At 64.0% G+C, this 16,239-nt stretch carries 18 protein-coding genes and 2 pseudogenes; 12 read left to right on the top strand and 8 right to left on the bottom strand.

What is annotated here, in order from left to right; all coding sequences use genetic code 11:
• Positions 1 to 100 precede the first annotated feature (100 nt).
• Complete coding sequence (locus AC0IYU_RS20220) at positions 101 to 1,216, bottom strand: class I SAM-dependent methyltransferase (protein ID WP_472120443.1); 1,116 nt, start codon at positions 1,214 to 1,216, stop codon at positions 101 to 103.
• 77 nt (positions 1,217 to 1,293) lie between these two features.
• Between AC0IYU_RS20220 and AC0IYU_RS20215 the strand changes: the two genes are divergently transcribed.
• A complete protein-coding gene (locus AC0IYU_RS20215; RefSeq protein ID WP_472120441.1) occupies positions 1,294 to 2,070 on the top strand; it encodes an SDR family oxidoreductase in 777 nt (258 codons plus the stop codon).
• Positions 2,071 to 2,078: 8 nt separating this feature from the next.
• On the top strand, positions 2,079 to 2,468 hold the full coding sequence (locus AC0IYU_RS20210) for a dihydroneopterin aldolase (protein WP_472120439.1): 390 nt from the start codon (positions 2,079 to 2,081) through the stop codon (positions 2,466 to 2,468).
• 8 nt (positions 2,469 to 2,476) lie between these two features.
• Here the strand turns inward: AC0IYU_RS20210 and AC0IYU_RS20205 are convergent, their stop codons facing one another.
• Complete coding sequence (locus tag AC0IYU_RS20205) at positions 2,477 to 3,700, bottom strand: MFS transporter (protein WP_472120437.1); 1,224 nt, start codon at positions 3,698 to 3,700, stop codon at positions 2,477 to 2,479.
• A 99-nt stretch (positions 3,701 to 3,799) separates the two neighbouring features.
• Between AC0IYU_RS20205 and AC0IYU_RS20200 the strand changes: the two genes are divergently transcribed.
• Positions 3,800 to 4,732 carry a LysR family transcriptional regulator gene (locus AC0IYU_RS20200; RefSeq protein WP_472120435.1) on the top strand — a complete coding sequence of 311 codons (933 nt, stop codon included), beginning with the start codon at positions 3,800 to 3,802 and terminating at the stop codon, positions 4,730 to 4,732.
• A gap of 84 nt (positions 4,733 to 4,816) precedes the next feature.
• Positions 4,817 to 4,999: pseudogene (locus tag AC0IYU_RS20195) on the top strand (tRNA 2-thiocytidine(32) synthetase TtcA); the annotation flags it as partial.
• A 546-nt stretch (positions 5,000 to 5,545) separates the two neighbouring features.
• On the opposite strand, the gene AC0IYU_RS20190 reads toward AC0IYU_RS20195, so the two are convergent.
• Positions 5,546 to 5,791 (bottom strand): helix-turn-helix domain-containing protein, encoded by a 246-nt coding sequence (locus tag AC0IYU_RS20190; protein ID WP_472120434.1) that lies wholly within the window; start codon positions 5,789 to 5,791, stop codon positions 5,546 to 5,548.
• 229 nt (positions 5,792 to 6,020) lie between these two features.
• Between AC0IYU_RS20190 and AC0IYU_RS20185 the strand changes: the two genes are divergently transcribed.
• From AC0IYU_RS20185 to AC0IYU_RS20150, 8 genes are read left to right on the top strand one after another with little or no spacing between them, the layout of a single operon-like run.
• Positions 6,021 to 6,401, top strand: coding sequence for a hypothetical protein (locus AC0IYU_RS20185; RefSeq protein WP_472120432.1), 381 nt, complete (start codon positions 6,021 to 6,023; stop codon positions 6,399 to 6,401).
• Positions 6,402 to 6,403: 2 nt separating this feature from the next.
• Positions 6,404 to 6,844 (top strand): hypothetical protein, encoded by a 441-nt coding sequence (locus AC0IYU_RS20180; RefSeq protein ID WP_472120430.1) that lies wholly within the window; start codon positions 6,404 to 6,406, stop codon positions 6,842 to 6,844.
• Positions 6,845 to 6,874: 30 nt separating this feature from the next.
• Entirely contained in the window at positions 6,875 to 7,708 is an 834-nt protein-coding gene (locus AC0IYU_RS20175) for a metallophosphoesterase (protein ID WP_472120428.1), read from the top strand.
• Positions 7,705 to 7,920: an antitoxin Xre/MbcA/ParS toxin-binding domain-containing protein gene (locus AC0IYU_RS20170; RefSeq protein WP_472120426.1), complete on the top strand. Its 216-nt coding sequence runs from the start codon at positions 7,705 to 7,707 to the stop codon at positions 7,918 to 7,920. The genes AC0IYU_RS20175 and AC0IYU_RS20170 overlap by 4 nt, the downstream gene beginning before the upstream one ends.
• A 26-nt stretch (positions 7,921 to 7,946) precedes the next feature.
• The gene (locus AC0IYU_RS20165) at positions 7,947 to 8,450 is read left to right on the top strand and encodes an HAD domain-containing protein (RefSeq protein ID WP_472120424.1); all 504 of its coding nucleotides are present in this window, start codon (positions 7,947 to 7,949) and stop codon (positions 8,448 to 8,450) included.
• 22 nt (positions 8,451 to 8,472) lie between these two features.
• The gene (locus AC0IYU_RS20160) at positions 8,473 to 9,408 is read left to right on the top strand and encodes a metallophosphoesterase (RefSeq protein ID WP_472120422.1); all 936 of its coding nucleotides are present in this window, start codon (positions 8,473 to 8,475) and stop codon (positions 9,406 to 9,408) included.
• A gap of 31 nt (positions 9,409 to 9,439) precedes the next feature.
• A complete protein-coding gene (locus AC0IYU_RS20155) occupies positions 9,440 to 9,892 on the top strand; it encodes an HAD domain-containing protein (RefSeq protein WP_472120420.1) in 453 nt (150 codons plus the stop codon).
• Positions 9,889 to 10,734: a metallophosphoesterase gene (locus AC0IYU_RS20150; protein WP_472120418.1), complete on the top strand. Its 846-nt coding sequence runs from the start codon at positions 9,889 to 9,891 to the stop codon at positions 10,732 to 10,734. Before AC0IYU_RS20155 ends, AC0IYU_RS20150 begins: the two co-directional genes overlap by 4 nt.
• 340 nt (positions 10,735 to 11,074) lie before the next feature.
• Here AC0IYU_RS20150 and istB (AC0IYU_RS20145) read toward each other — a convergent pair whose 3' ends face one another.
• From istB (AC0IYU_RS20145) to AC0IYU_RS20125, 5 genes and pseudogenes are all read right to left on the bottom strand, one after another.
• Positions 11,075 to 11,884: an IS21-like element helper ATPase IstB gene (gene istB, locus AC0IYU_RS20145; RefSeq protein ID WP_472120416.1), complete on the bottom strand. Its 810-nt coding sequence runs from the start codon at positions 11,882 to 11,884 to the stop codon at positions 11,075 to 11,077.
• Positions 11,874 to 12,977 (bottom strand): IS21 family transposase, encoded by a 1,104-nt coding sequence (gene istA / locus AC0IYU_RS20140; protein ID WP_472120414.1) that lies wholly within the window; start codon positions 12,975 to 12,977, stop codon positions 11,874 to 11,876. Before istA (AC0IYU_RS20140) ends, istB (AC0IYU_RS20145) begins: the two co-directional genes overlap by 11 nt.
• A gap of 38 nt (positions 12,978 to 13,015) precedes the next feature.
• Positions 13,016 to 13,780: an IS21-like element helper ATPase IstB gene (gene istB / locus AC0IYU_RS20135; protein ID WP_454914330.1), complete on the bottom strand. Its 765-nt coding sequence runs from the start codon at positions 13,778 to 13,780 to the stop codon at positions 13,016 to 13,018.
• A 41-nt stretch (positions 13,781 to 13,821) separates the two neighbouring features.
• Positions 13,822 to 15,348 carry an IS21 family transposase gene (istA, locus tag AC0IYU_RS20130; protein ID WP_454914331.1) on the bottom strand — a complete coding sequence of 509 codons (1,527 nt, stop codon included), beginning with the start codon at positions 15,346 to 15,348 and terminating at the stop codon, positions 13,822 to 13,824.
• Positions 15,349 to 15,588: 240 nt separating this feature from the next.
• Positions 15,589 to 16,071, bottom strand: a pseudogene (locus AC0IYU_RS20125) (IS21 family transposase); the annotation flags it as partial.
• Positions 16,072 to 16,239 lie beyond the last annotated feature (168 nt).

The raw sequence follows: 16,239 nt of genomic DNA, 5'->3' as shown, positions 1-16,239 counted from the left end.
GGTCGCCTTTTCTTTGCTTACTTTCTTTTGGCGAAGCAAAAGAAAGTAAGTCGCCCGCCGGGGCGAGTCCCGGCCCCGGACAACGAGAAAACCCAGTCACTCAAAGCATATGACTGCGATCCCCTTCAACAAACCCCATCGCATCCCACCCCTCGCCCACAGCAAACCCCACAACCTTGAACAGCTCCCCCATCTCATGCTCATGAATGAGCCGCGCCGCCATGGCACGTTCAGCCACGGTCCCCGCTTCCATCAGAGACAGCAGCCCGCAATTCAGCAGAAACCGCGCCTGGCTCGCATAGCCCAGCACGACAAGCCCCGCGTCCTGCCCCGCCAGCGCGATGCCAGTGAAGTCCACATGCGCGGTGATGTCCTTGTAGCCCACGTCGGACAGCGGATCGCCGTCTGCCTGGTGCGCCCGATGGCACATCACGGTCCCCATGTGCCGCTGCGGGTGGTAGTACTCCCCTTCAGGAAACCCGTAGTCGACGAGAAAGATCGCGCCCTTCTTCAGCCGGTCCGCCAGGGTGGCCATGAAAGCCCGCGCCTGCGGATGAATCTCGGTGAGGTAGTCATGCGCGCCCGGCACGTCGACCGGCGGACGCAGCTCGGTCGCGCGGTCGGCCCAGGTCCAGCCGTCGTCCTGCGCGTTGCGCACCACGCCGCGCTCGAACCATTGCCCGCCCACGCGCGCCAGCAGTTGCACCGGCATCGCATCGAGCACCTCGTTGCCGACGACCACGCCCTCCATCGATTCGGGCAGTTCGCTGAGCCACTCGACACGGTCCGCATAGCGCACCAGTGCCTGCTGCTGCCGCTCGCGCAACGTGCCCGACAGGTCGACGATGCGGTAGCGCACGTCGGTGCGGCCCATCTCGTCGAGCGCATGCAGCAACTGGACCGCCAACGCACCCGAGCCCGCGCCGAATTCCCAGACCGTGTCGGTGCCGGTCTTCTCCAGCGCCTGCGCCACCTGCGCGGCCAGCGTCTTGCCGAACATCGGCGTCAACTCAGGCGCGGTGACGAAATCGCTGCCCGACGAAGGCATGTGCCCGAACTTGGCCGAAGTGTTGGCGTAATAGCCCAGGCCGGGCGCATACAGCGCGAGCGCCATGAAGCGGTCGAACCCGATCCAGCCGCCCGCGCGTTCGACGGAACGCGCGATGAGATGGTCGAGGGCGGTGGGTAAACTGCTGGGGGTGGTCTTGGTCGTCACCACGCAATTGTCTCTCTCCTCGCATTTTCCTTGCCCCCGTTGCCGTCTTCCCGCCCTCTCTTCTCTCCTCTCTTCGCATGAGCACCGCATCCCCCTCCCCGGCCCCCCGCACCGTTCTCGTCACGGGCGCGGGTCGCCGGCTGGGCCGCGAGATCGCGCTGGGGCTCGCCGCGGGCGGCTGGCAGGTGGCGGTGCACTACCGCAACTCGCGCGCCGAGGCCGAGCAGACGGTGGCCGACTGCGCCGCGCTCTCGGGCGATTCGGCGCTCTTCGCCGCCGACCTGGAAGACGAGGCCACCACGCGCGCGCTGCTGCCCCGCGTGGTCGCGCGCTTTCGCGGCATCGATGCGGTGGTGCACAGCGCGGCCCTGTTCGAGCACGACGAGGCGGCCACCTTCAGCTACGCGCTCATGGAACGCCACGCGCGCAGCAACACTGGCGCGGCCATCCTGCTGGCGCAGGCGCTGCACGAGCACCTGGCGGCGCGCGACGCGCACGGTGCGGTGGTCCACCTGCTCGACCAGAAGCTGTGGAACCCGAACCCCGACTTCTTGAGCTACACGCTGTCGAAGGCCGCGCTCGAAGCCGCCACGCCGATGCTGGCGCTGGCGCTGGCCCCCCGCGTGCGCGTGGTGGGCGTGGCGCCCGGCCTCACGCTGCCCAGCCACATGCTGGACGACGACACCTTCGCGCAGTTGCACAAGCTGTCGCCGCTGGGCCGCTCTTCCACCCCGGCCGACGTGGTCGCCACGGTGAAGTTCGCGCTGGAAAACAGCTCGATCACCGGCACCACGCTGCTGGTGGACGGCGGCCAGCACCTGATGAAATTCGAGCGCGATTTCTCGCTCATGTAAGCAGCACCATGTCTACCCCCTCCACGCCCTCGCCCACCCGGGGCCGCCAGACCCTCACCCTGCAGGGCCTGCGCTTCGATGCCAACCTGGGCATCCTCGACCACGAGAAGACGGCGCCGCAACCCATCCTGGTGGACGCCGAACTCAGCCTCGGCCCGCAGCCGCTGCTGCCGCAGGACGACGACATCTTCCACGTGCTCGACTACCGCAAGGTGCGCCGCATCATCATCGAGGAGTGCACCGCCGAGCACGTCAACCTGCTCGAAAGCCTCATCGGCAAGCTGGTGCAGCGCCTGCTGCAACTGCCCGGCGTGGTGGGCGTGCGCGTGAAGATCGCCAAGCTCGAAATCTTCGACGATTGCGAGGTAGCGATCCGCATGGAAGCCGGCGAGTGGTAACCGCCTTTTCAGGCGGCTGAACCGCAGGCCACGGCGGGCCCGGCGCCTGCCGGCCACATCCGCACGCCGAGCGCACCCAGTGCCGACACCGCGGCCATCAGCGCCACGCCCGGCCAACCCCACTGCGCCAGCACCAGCGCACCGAGCGCCGAGCCCGTCGCCATGCCGACGAACACGCCCGTGAAGAACACCGCGTTGAGCCGGCTGCGCGCACCGGGGTCGATGCCGTAGACCACCGTCTGGTGCGCGATCAGCGCGGCCTGCAGGCCGAAGTCGAAGCCGATGGCACTGGCCACGATGAGCCCCAGCCGCGCGGCGGGCGCCATCAGCGGCGCGAACAGCATCGCGGCGAACGACACCACCACCAGCGCCGCACCCATGCGGATCACCAGCTCGGGCCCCCGCCGGTCGGCCAGCCGGCCGGCGATGGGCGCGGCCAGCGCACCGGCCGCTCCGGCCAGGCCGAAGGCTCCTGCTGCCGCGCTGCCCAGGTGGAACGGCGCGCCGTGCAGCATCACGGCCAGCGTCGACCAGAAAGCGCTGAAACCGACCGACAGCAAGGCCTGCGCGATCGTGGCGCGGCGCAGCGCGCCGTGGCGCCGCCACAGCTTGCCGAGCGAGCCCAGCAAGGCGCCGTAGCCCAGCTGCGTGGTCGGGCGCAGGTGCGGCAGGCCGCGCGCCGCGGCCACACCGATGAACGCGATGCTGGCCGCCGCCACCACGAACATCGCGCGCCAGCCGAAGTGCTCGGCCACGAAGCCGCTCAGCACGCGCGACAGCAAAATGCCCAGCAGCAGCCCCGTCATGACCGTGCCGACGATCTTGCCGCGGTGCGCCTCGGGCGCCAGCGCGGCGGCGGCCGGCACCACGTCCTGCGCCAGGGTGGCGGCCAGGCCGATGACGAGGCTGGCCACGAGCAGCGGGCCGACCGAAGGCGAGAAGGCCGCGCCAAGCAGCGCCAGCACCAGCACGGTGGCCTTGGCCAGGATGATGCGGCGCCGGTCGAAGCGGTCGCCCAGTGGCGCCAGCAGCAGGATGCCCAGCGCGTAGCCCAGCTGCGTGAGCGTGGGCACGAAGCCCACCGAGCGGGCGGAGGCGCCGATGTCCGGGCCCAGCACGCCCAGCATCGGCTGGCTGTAGTAGAGCGCCGCCACGCCGAAACCTGCGCTGGCGGCCAGCAGCAGGATCAGCGAGCTCGGCAGCCTCTCATGCGTTGATTGAATGGAAGACATGGTGTTAACCCTAGGATTCGAAAACAAGGGCTGGAGTGTGCTCGCCGTAGCCCCTTGAAGGTAGCCCCTTGCTTTGAACAATTGATATACGCTGCACGTATGGCCGCTCCGCTCCCACCCACCGCTTCCGCCGACCGCATCGAGTTGATGCAGACCTTCGTGCGCATCGTCGAGGCCGGCAGCCTGTCGGCCGCGGCCGCGCAGATGGGCACCACCCAGCCCACCGTGAGCCGCCGCTTGCAGGCGCTGGAGCGTTCGCTGGGCGTGCGCCTGCTGCAGCGCTCCACCCATGCGATGAAGCTCACCGAGGACGGCGAGCGCTGCTTCGAGCGCGCCCGGGAACTGATCCTGAGCTGGAACGCCTTCGAGGCCGAGGTGCGCGGCGCCGTCGACCAGCCCGAGGGGCGGCTGCGCGTGGTGGCGCCGCACGTGTTCGGCCAGCAGCTGCTGGTCGGGCCGCTAGCCGCCTACCTGCACAGCTACCCGCAGATGACGGTCGAATGGCTGCTGCACGACGGCCCGCAGGACCGCACGCCCGACTTCATCGCCGAGGGCGTGGACTGCGCGATTCGCGTGGGCGAAGTGACCGACCCGTCGGTGGTGGCCATCCGGCTGTCCGAGGTGCCGCGCATCGCGGTGGGCGCGCCCTCGCTGTTCAAGGACGTGGCGCCGCCCGTGCACGCCCGCGACCTGGAGGCGCTCCCCTGGCTGGCCGCGAAGAACTTCTACCGCACCGAGGTCGTGCTGACGCATGAGACCAGTGGCGAGGTGCACAGGGTGCAGATCCGCCCGCGCATGATCACCGACAGCCTGAACGCGCTGCGCAGCGCGGCCGTGCTGGGGGTGGGCGTGGGGGTGCTGTCGACCTGGATGCTGGCCGAGGCGCTGGAGGCCGGGCAGCTGGTGCACCTGGCGCCGCAGTGGCAGGCAGCCCACGCGCCCGTGTACGTCGTGTACCCGTACGCGCGCTTCTACCCGGCCAAGCTGCGCCGCTTTGTCGATGCGATGCGCACGGCGTTTCCGGTGCCGTGAACCGCATAAAAACGCCGCGATGGCAGGTGAAAGGATGATCGGGGACAATCGCACCCTCCCCCGACTCCCCGAAGTAGCCTGCCCATGAACGCCGTCTGGATCGACGAGGCGCCCGCCGCCGCGGACGCCACCCACTCCCTGAAGATCGAACGCGAAACGCACAAGCTCGAAAAGCGCCTGTGCCGCCAGGTCGGGCAGGCCATCGTCGACTACAACATGATCGAGGAGGGCGACAAGGTCATGGTGTGCGTCTCGGGCGGCAAGGATATTGGACTGCGGCCTTGATCTGGTGGCTTTGACTTGCTAACTGATTGATCTGATTGCAGTTTTTCCGTCAAGGCCAGAAAAAAGACGGTGAAGCGCGAAAATCGCCCCCTGTATTAGGCACAGATCCCGAAGTGGAAGGATTTGGCTTTGATTGAAAGCTAGTCCATATTGTCTTCATGCGATCTCGGTGAGGGCCGTGCCGTCGTGATCGAACAGACCTTTCTCCGCGAAGCGCCAGCGACTCTCCATTCGTTCCGCTGTGGATAGATTCAAGCCCCATAACTGAGAGACGACCTCCCCAAGGCTACGCCCCTCGTCTCAATTAGTTCAGCGGGAATCACAACCGTCACTCCCTACTGCAGTAAGGTAGTCAACCAGTTTTCAGCGACATCAGCAAAGCAGTCTTCTCATTTCATTCTGCTGCGAGGGCGAACTCAGTGAAAGTCCTTGCTCAAGGCCTGCGCGAGTCGTTCCGCCATAGCGCGACCGAGGCCAACCGCTGGAGCATGCGGGTCCTTACCGTCAGATTGGTACTCCAATCGCTTGCTAGGAGCGCGGAACCACTGATGAGACGAGAAGCGAAACGTCGACACCCAGTGCAGTTGCAAGGCGCTCGAGGTTGTCGATCGAGATATTCCTCTCCTCCCTCTCAACTGACCCTACAAACGTCCGGTGAAGCCCGGCAGCTTCTGCAAGCTGCTCCTGGGAGATGCGGCGTTCCGCGCGTATGACACGTAGATGGAACGCCACCCTTTGCCTTGCACTCTGCGTTCTTGGTTGAGGTTGGCCCATCCCCCAAGAATTCCCTGTCTAGCATTTTTTATCGACAGCGCTAAGATATCGATTTGATGTATTTGAGTAGCAAAATAGCTACTTGGACAAGTAATGGGCAGTGTTCGTATGTCTTGTTGAACTGCTTGGACGGCAAGGCGTCCGTGACCAATCTTCACCTTGGGCTGCAAACTGTAGGGTCATTTTTATGTTTATGACGATGGATTCGCATGAGGTGAGGATCTCTTCCATGCTGGCCGGTCCCGGTGCGAAATGCTGGAGAGCAGTCCAGTTGAACTTGACGATTCCTGCCTTCTTTCCGACCTGGGTGGTGCACGAAGACGACCTCGAGATCTCGGAGCGTGCGTTGTTGATTTATGAGAGCGATTTCCTCGATCTCTTTGAGAGCGTGGGGGCGCAGTCGCTGCGGCACGTTCAGTATCTGGCGCCGACGGAGAGCGATCCCGATCGCTGGCAAATTCGAGACATTCGGAAGATCTGGTCAGCGACCAGCGCCGATGCCGATCAAGTCGACCTTCTGGTCCTGGAAGATGAGAACGGAGCGCAGTTCACGCACTACGACATGCGCACCTCGTTCAGCATCCGGCACCAGATCTGGCCGGTCAACTGAGCATGGAAATCTCACTCCTGCTAGCGCTCGCCGTCGCGCTGGTCCTCTTCTATTGGGCCTGGATCGCATCGCCTCGTTCGATCCAGACAGGACGTGAACAGCTACTCCGGGAACGAGCCCAGGTATCTGGCGCAAGCTTCTTTCCGGTCGATCCCCGACGCATGCTGGGCGATTGGAATGGAACCTGCATCCTGTTCGATTCCGATGCCCGCAAGGCCTGCATCGTCAGTCGCGGAAAGCAAGCCCGGACGGTCGATTTCGAGTACTTCCACACCTGGCGGCTCAAGTGGACCGAGCATCCCGGAAACCCGGTATTTCGCTTTCACCATGTGCACTTCCTCTTCGAGACCGGTGACTTCGACCGTCCGACGATCCGCGTCGCCGTGCCCTCCAGGTCCGATGGCGAGGCATGGAATGCCAAGCTCTCGATCCTGATGCCCTGAGCGCTCTGCTGAGGAAACGGGTTTGCCGCTGTGAAGCTGCTTATTCTTTCGGACCTGCACCTCGAGTTCGGCACCCTTCTCGTCCCGAAGGTCGACCGCGATGTCGCAATCCTTGCCGGGGACATCTCTGTGCCCGGTTCCAAGGCCATGCGCTGGGCCCGGCAGGCAGAGAATTTTGGGGAGACAGTCCCCATCGTCTTCGTGCCTGGTAACCATGAGTTCCATCAAGGTGTTCTGCAGACCACGCTCAAGGAAATGGCACTGACCGCGAAAGCATGCAATGTGCACCTCCTGGCGCCAGGCAAGGCCGTGGTCGCCGGCGTCCGGTTTCTGGGTTGCACGCTGTGGACAGACTTCGAACTGCCGATCCAGACCAAGACGGGGTCGCTGGTAGACACCGAGCGGTCCATGAAGGCGGCCAAAGTCCGTCTCAACGAATACTCATCGATCCGGTGGGCCGAGGCGCAGGAATCCTCCGACGCACCGGCGGCATCAGCCAAGTCAAAAAAGCGCCGCCTAGTGCCCGAAGACACGCGGGCGCTCCACCAGAGTGACCGAGCCTGGCTGGCCCAGAAGCTGGCCGAGCCCTTCGATGGGCCGACGGTGGTCGTGACCCATCATGCCCCGCATCGAAACTCTCTCGCGCGGCACTATCAGTCCGACTGGCTGTCCGCATCTTTTGTGAGCGAGCTCCCAAGTTCCTTCTTCGAAGCGCCGTCACTCTGGGCGCATGGCCACATCCACGAGAGCTTCGACTACCAAGTCGGGAACTGCCGGATGGTGTGCAACCCCCGTGGGTACCTGCGGCATGGCCGCGGCCTGGAGAACAAGCAGTTCAACCCCGAGTTCGTGGTCGAGCTATGAGTGACATCCGGTCATCTACCCACACGATCCAGCAAGTGCTGGCTGCCGCGGCTGCGGTCTCGGGCGGGGACCTCGAGGCGGCCATCCTCTGGTACAGAAACGAGCCACTTGCGCTGTTTGACAACAGGACCGCCGAGTCGCTGGTAGCCGAAGGGCGAGCTGCCGATGTGCTCAATCTCCTTGAGGCCTTCCAGGCGGGGTTTATTGGATGATGAAGCCCTGTACTGGCCGTCTACCCATGGCAGAAGCGACGCCGACCCATGATGCCGTTGGCCGCACGGATGATTCCAGCGATTTGCTGTTCCTGGATGTCGATGGTGTTCTTCATCCTGTCGGCGTGGACTACTCGTTCAGCAGCAGGTTCTTCAGCCATTTGCCGCGGCTCGAGGAGCTTCTTCGAGAGTTCGATTCTGTCGACGTCGTCATCTCGTCGGATTGGCGGCGAGCCGAAAGCATCGAACAGCTGCAGCGCTATTTCAGTGCCGACATCCAGCATCGGATCATCGGAGCGACGCCACAGATTGATCCCAATGTGGTCGTCCCCCACCGGCGCCAATTGGAAATCCAGGCCTGGCTCGACGGGAACGGCCGTAGCGATGCAGAGTGGGTTGCGCTTGACGATTGGTCCTCGAACTTCGAAGTGGGCTTCGCGCGGCTCGTGCTCACGGATCCCGCGCGGGCATTCGATCAGGACAGCTTCCAGGAGCTGCGCTCGCACTTCCTGCGGGTTGCGGCCGGATGATGAACCGCCATCGGCATATGAGATGAAATCGCTCATCTCGTCGGACCTCCATGCGCGATCCGAGCACAACCAGTCGAAGCCAAAGCTCATGTTCTTCGGCGACCCGCACGGCGATCTCGATTCGGTGATCGCCGCAGTCGAGTACTTCCGTCCAGAGGCGATCGTGCTGCTGGGTGACATCCAGGCGCGCCGACCTCTGCACATCGAGTTGGCGCCTATCCTGGGCCTCACTGAGGTCTGGTTCATTCACGGGAACCATGACACCGATAGCGTCGAAGATTTCGATAATCTATTTGGATCACAGATCGCCGCCCGCAACCTGCACGGACGGATCGTCGAGATCGCTGGGTTCAAGGTCGCGGGCCTGGGCGGCATCTTCCGCAGCAAGATCTGGGATCCGCGGCGGCCGATCGAGGAGGCGGCGTTCCAGTCGAGCGACGCCATGCGCCGAACCATGAAGCGCGAGGAACGGTGGCGTGACGGCATCTCCCGCAAGCACCGGTCCTCCATCTTCCCGGCCGACTACCAACAGCTGCTCAGGCACCAATCTGCCGACATTCTGGTGACGCACGAGGCGCCGGCGGCTCACCCACACGGCTGGCAGGCGATCGACGAACTCGCCGAAAAGCTTGGCGTCCAACTGGCGGTCCATGGTCACCACCATCAGAGCATCGACTATCTCGACGAGGGCCTGATGACCGCCGCGGCGCCTTTCCGTGCCTTCGGGGTCGATATGGGCTCGCACTTGGCATGGCCGCGCGATGAGTCTGGGCCGGGAGGGCCTCTACAAGACGTGCTCGATCTCGCTACTCAGGTGTTCGGCACAGCGGCCCAAGCCTGGCTGGACAAGCCGCACGAGCTGCTCGATGGTCAAACGTCGGCGGCGTTTGCTGTCGGGGGCGGCGCCGACAAAGTGCGATCGATCCTGATCGCGATTCAACACGGCGGTGTCGTATGAGGGCCGGTGGATATGGGCTAGGAGATGCAAGGTGATCCTGTTCCTCGACTTCGACGGCGTGCTTCATCCGGAGGGGGAAGATCACATCCTCAACGGCGGCGCCGACTTCTGCTTCCTGCCGCGGCTTGAAGGGCTGTTGCGCGAATTCCTGCACGTGAACATCGTGATCAGTTCATCCTGGCGCGAGCAGCTTCTCTACAAGACATTGCTGAAACCGTTCTCCAGGGACATCCGGGCCCGCATCCTTGGGGCCACGCCTCATTCGGGCTTTGGCCTCCCGCCACCGTACAGAAAGCGTGAAGGAGAAATCCTTGCCTGGCTCCAGATTCACGACGCGGTCGATGAACCGTGGGTCGCACTCGACGATGCCTATTGGCAGTTCGATCGCCGCAAGGACCATCTGGTGGTTTGCGGTTCGTTCACCGGCTTCGACGACAAAGCCAGCGCCGAGCTTCGCGCGCGCTTCGAAGGGGTGTCCCGATGAAAGTGCTGGTTCTTTCCGACCTCCACCTCGAGTTCGCACCGTTCGAGCCGGTGCCTGATCTCGAATTCGATGTCGTCGTCCTCGCCGGCGACATTCATTCGCCGGCCAAGCGCGCCGTCCAGTGGGCCGCGGATCGCTTTCGCGGCAAGCCCGTGGTCTACCTGCTTGGCAACCACGAGTACTACGATGGCCGCTTGGACAAGACACTGGCCGAAGCGCGCCGCGAAGCCGAAGGAAGCAATGTCCATCTACTCGACGGTGACAAGTTGGTGATCGACGGCGTACGCTTCCTCGGTGCGACGCTTTGGACAGACTTCGCGCTCTCCATCGAGACAACTGAGGGTCTGGTCAGCGATGTTGGACGGGCCATGAAGATGGCGACCAATTTGCTGAACGACTACGCGCTGATCCGCACGGTCGATGAATCCGCAGAACCCGATACCTGGCGCGATAAGCAGGGAAGAAAGCTTCAAGCAGCCGACACGCTTCGGATTCACCAGGCACAGCGTGCCTGGCTGCAGGAGAGGCTTTCGGAAACGTTCGCCGAACCGACGGTGGTTGTGACGCACCATGCACCTCATCGCGGTTCATTGGCGCAGCGCTATGCTGATGACTGGTCCTCAGGCGCCTTCGTCACCGAACTTCCGGATGCCTTCTTTGATGTGCCCGTGCTCTGGGTCCACGGTCACACGCATCAGCAGTTCGACTATCGAGTTCGTTCTTGCCGAGTTGTGAGCAATCCGCGCGGCTATGTGAACTGGAGCGGCAGGATCGAGAACAAGGCGTTCGACCCTGGTATGGTGATCTATGTACCGGCTGCCTCCGAAGGTAGCAGCTCGTGAAAGGGTAGCGCGGTAGTGATTCCATGCCGAATATCGCCTCGATTCTCAAAAGTCGAAATCGCAAAGAAGTGCGCGCCAAGATCGAAACGCTCAAGAATGCATTGATCGCGCATCGCACACGTCGCATCCGAAGCTGCTTTGCAAATGCGAACGTTCTAGATACGGTACTACTTCGTGTTGCGAAAATGCCGCGCATGCGCGCCACGGCACCTGTTCGGGTGAATCGATCGCGCTCGCTACCTCGAATAGCGTCTTGGTAACCCAGATTGTTGATTTCCATGCAAACGTATCCCACCATTTCCATCTCAATCTGACCCACCCTTTTGCGTGAACGTCATGCTCACGTTGTGGATAAGTTCTTGGTGGTCTTCTCCTTTTTGGTGGGGGTTAGGGTCTGTGGCTGCTGTGCGGAACTGTTCTTGAACCGGTAGCTGTCGTTGCCCGTTTCCAGAATATGGCAGTGATGCGTGAGCCGGTCCAGCAGCGCCGTGGTCATCTTGGCATCTCCGAACACATTGGCCCACTCGCTGAAGCTCAGGTTGGTGGTGATCACAACGCTGGTGCGTTCGTACAGCTTGGACAGCAGGTGGAACAGCAGCGCCCCTCCTGAAGTGCTGAACGGCAGATAGCCCAGTTCATCCAGGATCACCAGGTCAGCGTAAGCCAGTCGGTGAGCGATCTGTCCTGGCTTGCCCTGGGCCTTCTCCTCTTCTAGCGCATTCACCAGCTCCACCGTCGAGAAGGACCTGACCCTTCGGTGGTGGTGTTCGATGGCCTGAACCCCCAGGGCTGTGGCGATGTGGGTCTTGCCCGTGCCCGGCCCTCCCACCAGCACCACATTGTTGGCTTCCTGCAGGAACTCGCACCGATGCAACTGGCGCACCAGGGCCTCGTTCACTTCGCTGTGGCTGAAGTCGAACCCTGCCAAGTCCCGGTACGCTGGGAACCTGGCAACCTTGAGTTGGTAGGCGACTGAGCGCACCTCCCGTTCTGCGGTCTCGGCCTTGAGCAACTGCGCCAAGATGGGTTGGGCCGCTTCGAAGGCTGGTGCTCCTTGCTCGGCCAGTTCGTTCACGGCCTGGGCCATGCCGTGCATCTTGAGTTCGCGCAGCATGATGACGATGGAAGCAATGGCGGGGTCATGACGCATGGCGCACCTCCCTCAGTAGGTCGTAGCGAAGAACATTGGCCTGTGGCTCTACGGTGAGCTTGAGGGCCTGTGGGGAAGTCACCGGTGCTGGAGCGGGCTTGCCATCGAGCAGCCGGTGCAAGACGTTCAGGATGTGGGTCTTGCTGGGAGCGCCAGCCTCCAGGGCCAGCTCCACGGCCGAGAGCACTGCCTGCTCGTCGTGGTGCAGTACCAAGGCGAGGATCTCCACCATCTCCCGATCGCCGCCTGGCTGCTTGAGCAAGGTGGCCTGCAGGCGCTTGAAGGCCGGCGGCAGCTCCAGGAAGGGAGCACCATTGCGCAGGGCTCCGGGCTTGCGCTGCAGTACCGCCAGGTAGTGGTGCCAGTCGTAGACCGTCTGGCCCGCGCCATGGTGGTTGCGTTCGATCAAGCGCCGGTGTTCACAGACGATCTGGCCTTCGGCGGCGATCACCAGGCGGTCTGCGTAGACCCGCAGGCTTACGGGCCGATTGGCGAACGGCGCCGGCACGCTGTAGCGATTGCGCTCGAAGTGAATCAGGCAGGTGGGAGAGACCCGTTTGGTGTGCTCCACGAAGCCATCGAAGGGACGCGGCACGGGCATCAGGGCAGCCCGTTCCTCCGCCCAGACGTCTGCTACGGTGCCAGGCAGCTTGCCGTGCTCGATCTCGTGCCACAGGGCCATGCAGCGGTCGTGCAGCCATGCGTTGAGCTCCGGCAGGCCAGGCAATGGTGGCACGACCTGCCACAGCCTGTGACGGGCATCGCGCACGTTCTTCTCGACCTGGCCCTTCTCCCAGCCGGAGGCGGGATTGCAGAACTCGGCCTCGAACATGAAGTGGCTAACCATCGCTGCAAAGCGCGCGTTGACGTCGCGCTCCTTGCCCCGGCGCACGCGGTCCACGGCGGTGCGCATGTTGTCGTAGATGCCCCGCCTGGGCACCCCGCCGAATACTGCGAACGCATGGTTGTGGGCATCGAACAGCATCTCGTGCGTCTGCAGCAGATAGGCACGCAGGTAAAACGCCCGGCTGTGGCTGATGCGTATTCCGGCGAACGTGACCGACGATTCCGCTCTATCGTGACCGGTCGCCATGCGTGCTGAGTTGCGCGTTCAGATTGTAGAAGTGGCGGTCACGATGGGTCTTTGTTCTTCTCCTTTTGAGGCGTTTTCGCGGTCTGACGCAATGACTCACCCGTGAGGGTGAGTCGGTGGTTCTGCTGCATCAGGCGATCAAGGATCGCGTCGGCGATGGTGGCGTCTCCGACCCAGGCATGCCAGTGCTCGATCGGCAGTTGGCTGGTGATGATGGTGGCCTTGCTGGCCGCCCGGTCGTCGATGATCTCCAGCAGGTCGGACCTGGCCTGAACGTCGAGCGCCGCCATGCCCCAGTCGTCCAGCAGCAGCACGTCGGTCTTGGCCAACTGGATCAGCCATTTGCCGAAGGTCCCGTTGCCGTGGCGGATGCGCAGTTCCTCACCGAGCCTGGGCATGCGCTGGTAGTAGGCGGAGCGACCGCGCCGGCAGGCGTACTGCGCCAACGCACAGGCCAGCCACGACTTGCCCGCACCCGTCGGTCCCGTGATCAGCACACTGTGGCCCGAATCGATCCAGTCGCCAAGCGCCAGGCTCATCACGGCCTTGCGATCGACGCCGCGACCGGCGCGAGCATCCATGTCCTCGATGGCCGCCTGCGGGTACTTCAGCCGTGCCTCCTTCAAGAGCCGCTCGCGTCGCTTGTCGCCGCGCCAGTGCACCTCGCGCTCGACCAGCAAGGCCGTGCGCTCCTCGAAGCTCATGGCCGTCATGCCGGCGCTGGTGAGCTGGTCCTGCAGTCCTGCTGCCATGCCCAGCAACTTCAAGCTGCGCAGTTGATCGAGGGTCGTGTTCATCATCATTGGAATTCCTTCTTGTTCAAGTGCCGGATGCAGTCCGGGCGTCACTGGTAGTACGCCGGGCCGCGCACATGCTCGTGGGGTGGGCTGGTCCAGCTCGGCGCCGTGCTCGCTGACGCCTTGTCGCGCTCGTTGACCAGGATGGCCTTCACATGCACGTACTTCGCCGTGCCCAGCTCCAGCGCGATCAGGCTGGCCGCCTCCAGCCGCTCGCGGCCGTAGCGGCGCGCCAGCGACAGCAGCCCGAGGCATGCCCGGTAGCCGTGCTCGGGGTGACGCCGCTCTTCGATCAGACGCGCCACCAGGCGGCCCGTGGCCGCGCCGATGCTCTGCCCCCAATGGACCAGGCGCTCGGGCGTCCACTCGAGATGCGCGCGGTGCGCCGCCGGCAGATGGGCGACGACGGTCGTGAAGCCACCCTTATGTGCGCTGCGCTGATGCGCGGCCACACGCTGGCCGCGGTGCAGCAGTTCGACCGCGTGGGCTGTGATGCGCGCCTCCAGCAGCAGGCCCACGAGGTTCTGGGGCACGCTGTAGCGATGGCCCTCGATCTCCACGTGATGGTCGATGTGCACCCGCACGCTCTTGAAGGCCGCCCACTCCCAGGGCTGCAGCGGCAGCGCCTGCAGTGCAGGAGCATCCAGATCGGCGAAGGCGCTCGCGCGGCTGCCGGGCAGCTTCTGGAAGGGCTTGCCGTTGAGCCTGGCCAGCAATGGCTCGATCGCCTCGTTGACATCGTCGACGGCCGCGAAGCGTTGGTGGCGCAGGCGCATGAGGATCCAGCGCTCCACGACCTGCACGGCCGACTCGACCTTCGCCTTGTCCTGCGGATGGCGCGGCCTTGCCGGCAGCACCGAGGTGCCGTAGTGCCGTGCGAAGTCCTCCACCGTGTCGTTAGCCCGAGGCTCATAGCGGTTGGGGTTCGCGATCATCGCGCGCGGGTTGTCAGGCACGATGAGCTGCGGCACGCCACCGAAGAAGCTCAGGGCACGCGCGCAGCCCTCAAGCCAGTCGGCCATGGTCTCGCGCGGCGTGGCGCAGGCGAAGGTGTAGCAGGAAGCGCCGAGCGCGGCCACGAAGATGTGTGCTCGGCTGCCGTCGGCGAGCTCGACCGTGGGGCCGGCGTAGTCGACGAAGAGCTTCTCGCCGGCGCGGTGGATCTGGCGCATAGAGCGCTTCAGGCGCAGTGCGTAGCGCCGATACCGCTCACAGAACTGGCTGTAGCGGTAGGTCGGCTGCCCGGCGTGGGTCGTGACGTACTCCTCCCACAGCAGCATGAGGGTCATGCCCTTGCGCCGCAGTTCCTGATGCGCGCGGCCATAGTCGGGCATCACGTAATGGGTCGCCCGATCCTGGCGACCCTGCACGACACGGCGCTCCAGAGCGGTGTCGCTCAATGCTTGAACGGTGGGCCAGTCCAGGCCCGCAGCGGCGGCCAGGCTGACGTACTTGGCCACGACGCCCTTGGAGATGCCGAGGGAGGCCGCGATCCGCTCATGGGAGAGGCGGGCTTCGAGTTTGAGACGTAAGACGTCTCTGATCTTGCGCATGTTGATCCTTGGTGCGGGCAAGCCTGTCTCCGGCAAAAGCCGGGCAGGCTACCCCGCGTGAGGTGGATGAAATGCGCAACACCAACACGATGACATACGGCAGCGTTCCGCTGCCGTGACCGCCGGTTCCGCCATCGTGACCGGTGATTCCGGACCATCCGGAAATCGGTCACGTTGAGCCCGGAATCACCGGTCACGTTCGAACGGAATGCTCGGTCACGATCGCACGGAATCGGCGGTCACGGTGCTCCGGAATACCCAGCTGAGCTTGAAGTGAGCCACCTGCAGCTTGGTGCGCACGCCGGCGAGCACCGCCCAGTCCTCGCTCCAGTCGAACTGGAAGGCCTCGCCGCAGTCGAAGGCCAGGGGCACGAACGTACCGCGGCCGGTGGTCTGCTGGGCTGTCTGGCGCTGCTCGTGCCAGAGCCGGGCGAAGGCGGCAACCCGGTTGTAGGAGCCGCCATAGCCCAGCGCCTGCAGATCGGCGTGCATCTGCTTGACGGTGCGCCGCTGCTTACGAGATCGACCCGCTTCGGTCTTCAGCCAGCCGGCCAGCTTCAGCGCGTAGGGATCGAGCTTGCTGGGGCTGATGCGTTTGGAATAGCGCGGCTCGTCGGCGTCGGCGCGCAGGTGTTTGCGGATGGTGTTGCGCGAGAGGCCCGTGCGGCGGGAGATCTCGCGGATGGACATCTGCTCTCGCAGGGCCCAGCGCCTGATGACACTCAGTGTTGCCACGTCTATCACTCCTGGTCTCCTGCTGCTTAACAAAGCAGCAGGTTAGGGTTAGTACGTGGATCAGATTTAGATGGAAAACTTAGGGGTTAGTGGGTCACTTCTAGATGGAAATCAACAGCCTCACGGCATCGAGAATTGATTCGTCGACGTCGTGTCCTATCTGGACCAATTCGACCT

It is taken from the genome of Variovorax sp. AC103 (genome assembly GCF_979254005.1).
The sequence above is the reverse complement of the archived record's forward strand: the minus strand, read 5'-3'. Positions and strand labels throughout refer to the sequence as shown.